Raw genomic sequence first — 6,272 nt, 5'->3', positions numbered from 1 at the left:
AGGGCGGGGTCGAAGGGGCTGAGCACCCGAAGCCGTTTGGGGGGTTCGCGGGTAAGGGCGGGGTCTTCGGCCCAACCGGGGCGGACAAAGGCAGGGCGCAGGCTGCCATCGGCGGCCTCGATATCGATCTCCTCCAACCGCCCGGCGGCCTGTTCGGCCGCGCACCATCCGCGCGCTTCGGCGGGAGAGATATGCGCCCAGAAGGCCGCGAGCTCCCCCGCCGTGGCAAAGCCTAAACGCGCCAGCGCCTGATTGCAGCACCAGTCGACCGTCTGCCCTATGTCAGGGGCATTCGCCGGGTCACGCAGCGCGGCGGGCACCACCCGCTCGGTCAGATCATAGCGTTTGCGAAAGCCCTCGCGCCCGGTCACCGCCAGCGCGCCGCTGCGCCACAGATATTCCAGCGCGGTTTTCGACGGATGCCACTGCCACCAGCCTCCGCTGCTGCGCGGCTCGTCCCGGCCCACATCTGATGAGGTGACGCCGCCCTCCGCGCGGACCTGCGCCAGCACGCTTTGCATTTGCGCTTCGAAATCATGGCGCTGCCAATCCTTCCAACGGCCCAGCAGCTTTGCCGCATCGCGGGTGCGGCGCAGGTGCCACTGGGGGTAGAATTCCATCGGGATGACGGCGGCGTCATGGGTCCAATGCTCAAACAGCGCGCGGCCATTTTCATAGAGCCGTTTCAGGGCAGCGGGGCGATACCGAGGGCGCCGTGCAAAGAGGATCAGATCATGCGCCCGCGCCACGGTATTGATGCTGTCGAGCTGCACGAAGCCCAGATCATGGATCAGTTTGAGCAGCGCCACGCCCTTGGCCGGGCCCTGCGGCGGGTCGGACAGCAGGTGACGCGCCAAAAATAACCGCCGCGCGGCGGCATTGGCGAGCCTTGGGCGGCTCACCCCTGACGGCGGCGGCGCAGGGTGTCGCCCAGCGACAGCGTCGGGGTCAGGGTGATCTGGGTCTGCATTTCCGGGTCCGGCTCGGGCCGGGTCTGGTTGAGGATGATCCGCGCCGCTGCCTGACCGATTTCGTTCCGGCAGGCATCCATCGTCGCCAATTGACGCGGCAAACCCTGCAACAGCTCCACGTTGTTGAACCCCGCCAAACCGATCTGACCGGGGATATCGATGCCTTGGTCGATCAGATGTAGCAGCCCGCCCGCGCCGATCATGTCGTTGGAATAATAGAGGAAATCGAGGTCGGGTGAGCGTTCCAACATTTCTTGCGTCATCTCGCGACCCTTGGCCAGCGCAGAGCCGCCGGAGTAAAAGGCGCGGTCTTCGATCTCCACCCCTGCCTTGGCGAGCCCTTCGGTGAAACCTTCGAACCGTTTGCGGGCGCGGTGATCCAGCGGCATTTTTGTGCCCATGAAGCCGATCCGCTCATAGCCTTCGCGCAGGATCGCCTGCGCCATCTCGCGCCCCGCGCGACGGTGCGAAATACCCACCATCGCATCGACGGGTTTGCCGTCGGTGTCCATGATCTCGACCACTGGAATGCCTGCATTGCGCAGCATGGCGCGGGTGGCGTCGGAATGTTCCAGCCCCGCGATGATCACCCCCGAGGGCCGCCACGAGAGCATCTCATAGAGCACCCGCTCTTCCTTCTCGGGGAGGTAGTCCGTCACCCCCACGACCGGCTGCAGCGGCGTGTCTTCGAGCACCTGATTGATGCCGTTCAGGACTTCGGGAAACACCATATTGCCCAGCGACGGGATCACCACCGCCACAAGGTTCACGCGCTGGCTGGCCAGCGATCCGGCGATCTGGTTGGGCACATAGCCAAGCGCCTTGGCGGCGGCGAGAACACGGTTGCGGGTGGCCTCTGACACGTCGCCGCGTTTGCGCAGGACACGGCTGACCGTCATCTCGGAAACGCCACAAGCATCGGACACATCGCGTAGGGTCAACGGGCGTTTGGGGGGTGTGGTCAATTTGGTTTTCCTGTTTGCCTCACCCATAGGTAGCGCGAAGCGGGACGCGCGATCAAGCTCTGCCGCAGTCAGGCCGTGCAGTCAGGTCGTGCAGTCGGGCCGGGGCGCCGCACCAATCGGTGGCCATTCTGCCGATGACATCACCCCATGCTTGCGCTAAACCGCCCCTGTCGGCCCCGTGGCTCAACTGGATAGAGCAGCCCCCTCCTAAGGGGCAGGTTGCAGGTTCGAATCCTGCCGGGGTCGCCAGACTTTCATAATTTCCCTTTCTTTACAGTTGGTTGCAGGGTGAAATTGTCCAACCCATCTGGAAGGTTGGACAAGTTGTTGAGTTCGAGAAGTGCCAGCCCATCAGAAACCATCTTGTCCCGATTGGCCGCTTGGACGTAGCGGCGGGCTTCACGAGGGTCTTTGTGCGCCAAGAAGGCCATGATCTGAAATTCCGACGCGCCGCGCTCGGCTAAGCGGGTAGCCCCATATTTGCGTAGGCCATGGGCGCGACAAACTTCCGGTAGCTCTGCCGCTACACATTGGTCACGAAACCAATTGCCAAAGCTCTCCACGGTGAAGGGCTTGCCCTTGCTGTGAATGAAAAACTGGGATTGTTCCGCAGGGACTAACAGCAATTCGTCGCGCAGTTCTGGCAGCAAGCAAAGGGGCAGCGATACATCTTGCCCAGTTTTGCCCCGCCTGTACCAGATGTTCGGCCCTTTGAGGTTCTGCCGCCCCATGGCACAAGCGTCCTGACGTGCCGCGCCAGTTCCCAAGATCACCTCGAAGGCCAGCCGCGCCAACGTGCCAGATGCATGATGCGCACGATACTGTTCAACTTCTTCAAGTGTCCAAGTGTGGAAGCCGGTAGTTCTGATCTTGCGGCGCTCGACCTGTTCCGCCGGATGCGGCCCTTTGTAGCCCAGCTTCTTCTGAGCATAGCGGTAGAGTTCACCAATTTCTTTGTGCAGCCGGTTTGCCGCTTCAGGGCCGCCCTTGCGGTCCATCAAATTCTCAACGTGGTGTGGCTCAAGATCAGCCAAACGCGCAGCCCCGATCAACACGCGGATCGCGTCCAACCTGCCGCGCTTAGGCTTGCGTGTGCTAGCGCTCAGGCTCTTGAACCCGGTGTTGCTGAGGTAGTGCGTGATCACATGGTCAAAGGTGCCGGGAACCGTGCCAGAGGCCGGTGAGAGGGCAGGCGGATTGATTGCAGCATCATAATCGGCACGGAATGCCTCAGAGCCGTATGGGCCGCGCAGATACACGTCGATCTTACGGCCCTTCACGGTCTTGCGCAGACGCCAACGCTTGCACCCGTGGCGGTCAATTGTCGGCTGATTACCTACGCCGGGGAAAGGGTTTCTGCGCTTGCTCATCCAATCCCCAGCATCTTGTCGATGTTGCTTTTCGCGCTGGTGACAGCCTCACCCTTCGCAAAAACAATGATATTTCCTTGGCGGTCGATATAGGCCGCTCCCACTTCCATGTTAGCAGCTACCGCGCCTTTAATGGCGCGGGTCACATCAACCTGTTTGAATGAAGCGGGTGTGTTTGCCATCAGACCTTCGCATCCTCGGGATAAGCCGCGTCCAAGACTTCGAACGGGTGATACTGCATGCGAGCGCAAACCGTGTTAAAGACCTCGGATGCATTGACCGTCAGGAAATGCTCGGACCCTAAGTGCTGGCGCAATTTGCCATAGGTGTCGCGGGTCGAACCCGACTCCCAAAGCTCTTCGAATGTGCGTTCGCCCGCTACGCCGAAAATTGTATCGCCATAATGGTGATGGAACGGCAGAGCGGGGTCACGCTTCGGCAAACCGAAGTCGTCGCCTCCCCCGCTGGAGTGAGCGAATTGAGCCGCCGCAGTGAAGGCTTCTTTTGCGCCCATGTGCATATCCATCAGAGTTTGCGCCATGGCGATTTCCATCACATTGAAGAAGGTGAAACGGCGGTGCTTACCTTGGCTCCCGCCGCCCTCGATCTTGCGGTGACCGACGATCAACTTGCGTTTGACCCAGTTCTGGATGCTCTCAGGGCGAGCGCCGGTGAGGTTCGAAACCTCGGACGCACTGAAGACGCCGCTCAGGGTGTTGTCGATAATCGGGTTCATAGCTACGCCTCTAAAGTTCCTTTGACCCTTTATTGCTTAACTCAGATAAAAGGTCAAGAGACGTTATCGAGCTTTTCCGGCCATGCCGCTCATTGCACCACGTCCAATCCATTGATGATTTCACGTGCCATGCTGATCGCCATATCAATGAGGCTCCCGCCGCCATTGTCGGCGAAGGATGTGGCGCTAATCTGCTCCGCTTCGATAGCCATCGACATGATACGCAAGAGGTTTTCCAGCGTGTTGGCCCGATCTATTGCTGCTTCAATGTGGTCAGGGTGGTTCATCAGTTGATCTCCTTCACATCGTCCAGATTGTTCGCCAGCTTTCCCGCCAACCGCTCAATCATCACAATCAGAGCGCCACGGCCTTGGAACGCCTGCGGTGTATTGCTGCCATCCAGCTCATCCAGCGCCTGTACAAGACCGTGCAGGACTATTGCATCCGTCTGGCAGTCGCTGAGCCTTGAGTGTGAGGAATTGTTCGCCTGAGCGGCGTTAGTATCGATCATGTTGTTCTCCAAGATTTAGGTTGCAGGGGTTTCGTTGCGTTCCATCCGTTCGCGGATCGCCCGAATGATTTCAGAATTTTGCGAAGCCGCGTTCGCTTCGGCCTGCTGTTCGATCCAAGATTTCAGGTCAGGCGGTAGTCGTAGTTGTAACTGTTTACGTTGGGTCATGTCGGCCTCCAAAAGTCACCGTGACACTATATGTCACCGTGACAGCATTGCAGTCAACAGAAAAATAGTGTCACCGTGCCACTAAACTTTGAGAGGTGCCGGGATGGCCGATTCAACTGGCCGAGAAAGCGACAAGTTCATGCTAAGACTTCCCGACGGCATGCGGGATCGAATCAAAGTTGCGGCCGAGCGGAACGGGCGCAGTATGAATGCTGAAATTGTGGCGGTGCTCGATGAAAAGTTTCCGCCTCTCATTTCGGCAGACAGGCTTACGGCTCTAATTGAAGCCTCCGCTGGGTTGCTAGATGCAGTTGAAAACGTTGTTCCCAGTGATAAAAATTCTTCTAAGAACGTCGCTATTCTTCGCTCTCACCTCGAAAAGGTTCAAAGGGAAGCTGAGTCAAATATTGATGCCGCTGAACGGCGGCAACTCTTTGATGATACTGAGATCATATTTAATAGAATCGCCAACCGAATTTCGGGTTTGGTGGATGAGCCAGAGAAATGAACGACCAGTAGAGCAACAATGACGCGCGAAAACGGGGACCGGCGCAACATCCCGCTGCCCTCCGATCCCCTGCCGTTTCGCATCTGGTAAGACGGGCCAGCCCCGGCCACTCAAACCGTGCTGGCCTGCGCCGCGCCTCCAAAAGGAAATGGTGGCCGCGCCTTGTCGGGGTTTTCCCACTCTCCGACTAACGGGGGTGCTTTGACGGCTGATCGTCTGGCGCATCCTGCCAATCTCTAGTTACCGGCCACCCTTGAGATATTTGTTATCCGCCTGAGATCGCTGATCTTGCTGGATGCCCCGGCGCGTGACTTCGACAGCAACACCGGTTGCCTCAGTTCTCACGCGGGACGCGAACATTTCACCTTCTTCGATGATAAGCTTGATCGTTCCGCTAGCACCGCCTGAGCCGCGCAAAGCCGCCTGCGCCTGCGGCACGTTCAGGATGCCGCCCGATTGTGAAGGCACGAACACCTCACTATTCGGCGTGTTCTCGTTCACCAGATACGCGCCACCAGAGCGCACCGGGCCACCATTCGCCCGCGCCCCGCTGAACGCGCTGATGATGCCGCCGAGTAGACCACCGCCCCCGCCCTTGCCAGCGAACATGCCCTCACCAAACAGCAGGTATTCCAGCGCAGCCCGCTTGAGGCTGTTAGTGAAAGCGTCCATCGCATCTGCGCCGCCCATAGCCGCGTCAATGATGCTGTCCTTCCACTCGCCTTGGATTTTCTCCATCTGGGCCATCTTGTCGCGGGCGTTCTCATACTCACCCGCCAACTTGCCCACATTGGCCGCTTCGGCGTCGATCTTTTGCAGCAGTTCGTCGGTGATATCCAAGCCGCGCTTCTTGGCCTCATCCAGCAGCTTGTGCTTGACCGTCAGCGCCGCGACCTCTTCTTTCGACTTGCCCAGCATTTCGATAGAACGTTGCAGATTTTCCAGTTCCTTTTCAGCAATGCTGAACAACGGTTCTTGCTCACGTCCACCACGACCACCGCCCGAACGGGACCGACCACCGCCGGACGATCCGCTGCCACTCT

Annotated in this window: 9 protein-coding genes, 1 tRNA gene and 1 pseudogene; 2 read left to right on the top strand and 9 right to left on the bottom strand. The window is 59.2% G+C overall.

Annotation, left to right across the window (positions count from 1 at the left end; translation table 11 throughout):
* Together A3722_RS02590 and A3722_RS02585 are read right to left on the bottom strand one after the other, a co-directional pair.
* Positions 1-902: winged helix-turn-helix domain-containing protein (locus A3722_RS02590; RefSeq protein ID WP_067915898.1), on the bottom strand; the 902-nt coding region annotated here is incomplete at its 3' end.
* Positions 899-1,936: a LacI family DNA-binding transcriptional regulator gene (locus A3722_RS02585; protein WP_067626346.1), complete on the bottom strand. Its 1,038-nt coding sequence runs from the start codon at positions 1,934-1,936 to the stop codon at positions 899-901. The genes A3722_RS02590 and A3722_RS02585, both read right to left, overlap by 4 nt.
* Positions 1,937-2,108: 172 nt before the next feature.
* Between A3722_RS02585 and A3722_RS02580 the strand changes: the two genes are divergently transcribed.
* Positions 2,109-2,185 (top strand) — tRNA-Arg (locus tag A3722_RS02580).
* Positions 2,186-2,190: 5 nt separating this feature from the next.
* Here the strand turns inward: A3722_RS02580 and A3722_RS02575 are convergent.
* From A3722_RS02575 to A3722_RS23035, 6 genes are all read right to left on the bottom strand, one after another.
* Entirely contained in the window at positions 2,191-3,306 is a 1,116-nt protein-coding gene (locus A3722_RS02575; protein ID WP_082849327.1) for a tyrosine-type recombinase/integrase, read from the bottom strand.
* Complete coding sequence (locus A3722_RS02570; RefSeq protein ID WP_067627443.1) at positions 3,303-3,488, bottom strand: hypothetical protein; 186 nt, start codon at positions 3,486-3,488, stop codon at positions 3,303-3,305. The genes A3722_RS02575 and A3722_RS02570 overlap by 4 nt, the downstream gene beginning before the upstream one ends.
* Complete coding sequence (locus A3722_RS02565; RefSeq protein WP_067627445.1) at positions 3,488-4,042, bottom strand: hypothetical protein; 555 nt, start codon at positions 4,040-4,042, stop codon at positions 3,488-3,490. Before A3722_RS02565 ends, A3722_RS02570 begins: the two co-directional genes overlap by 1 nt.
* Positions 4,043-4,131: 89 nt before the next feature.
* Positions 4,132-4,329 carry a hypothetical protein gene (locus A3722_RS02560; protein ID WP_067627447.1) on the bottom strand — a complete coding sequence of 66 codons (198 nt, stop codon included), beginning with the start codon at positions 4,327-4,329 and terminating at the stop codon, positions 4,132-4,134.
* On the bottom strand, positions 4,329-4,553 hold the full coding sequence (locus tag A3722_RS02555) for a hypothetical protein (RefSeq protein WP_150120146.1): 225 nt from the start codon (positions 4,551-4,553) through the stop codon (positions 4,329-4,331). The genes A3722_RS02560 and A3722_RS02555 overlap by 1 nt, the downstream gene beginning before the upstream one ends.
* A 15-nt stretch (positions 4,554-4,568) precedes the next feature.
* Positions 4,569-4,721 carry an Arc family DNA-binding protein gene (locus tag A3722_RS23035; RefSeq protein ID WP_082849326.1) on the bottom strand — a complete coding sequence of 51 codons (153 nt, stop codon included), beginning with the start codon at positions 4,719-4,721 and terminating at the stop codon, positions 4,569-4,571.
* Between the two features lie 103 nt (positions 4,722-4,824).
* Between A3722_RS23035 and A3722_RS02550 the strand changes: the two genes are divergently transcribed.
* The gene (locus tag A3722_RS02550; RefSeq protein ID WP_067627450.1) at positions 4,825-5,229 is read left to right on the top strand and encodes an Arc family DNA-binding protein; all 405 of its coding nucleotides are present in this window, start codon (positions 4,825-4,827) and stop codon (positions 5,227-5,229) included.
* A 240-nt stretch (positions 5,230-5,469) separates the two neighbouring features.
* Here A3722_RS02550 and A3722_RS24230 read toward each other — a convergent pair.
* Positions 5,470-6,272, bottom strand: a pseudogene (locus A3722_RS24230) (hypothetical protein); the annotation flags it as partial.

The organism is Sulfitobacter sp. HI0027 (assembly GCF_001634775.1).
Taxonomy (GTDB): domain Bacteria; phylum Pseudomonadota; class Alphaproteobacteria; order Rhodobacterales; family Rhodobacteraceae; genus Sulfitobacter.
The sequence above is the reverse complement of the archived record's forward strand: the minus strand, read 5'-3'. Positions and strand labels throughout refer to the sequence as shown.

Coding starts and splice junctions, on each gene's coding strand:
- A3722_RS02575 (WP_082849327.1), bottom strand. CDS start 3,306: ATGAGCAAGCGCAGAAACCCTTTCCCCGGCGTAGGTAATCAGCCGACA.
- A3722_RS02570 (WP_067627443.1), bottom strand. CDS start 3,488: ATGGCAAACACACCCGCTTCATTCAAACAGGTTGATGTGACCCGCGCC.
- A3722_RS02565 (WP_067627445.1), bottom strand. CDS start 4,042: ATGAACCCGATTATCGACAACACCCTGAGCGGCGTCTTCAGTGCGTCC.
- A3722_RS02560 (WP_067627447.1), bottom strand. CDS start 4,329: ATGAACCACCCTGACCACATTGAAGCAGCAATAGATCGGGCCAACACG.
- A3722_RS02555 (WP_150120146.1), bottom strand. CDS start 4,553: ATGATCGATACTAACGCCGCTCAGGCGAACAATTCCTCACACTCAAGG.
- A3722_RS23035 (WP_082849326.1), bottom strand. CDS start 4,721: ATGACCCAACGTAAACAGTTACAACTACGACTACCGCCTGACCTGAAA.
- A3722_RS02550 (WP_067627450.1), top strand. CDS start 4,825: ATGGCCGATTCAACTGGCCGAGAAAGCGACAAGTTCATGCTAAGACTT.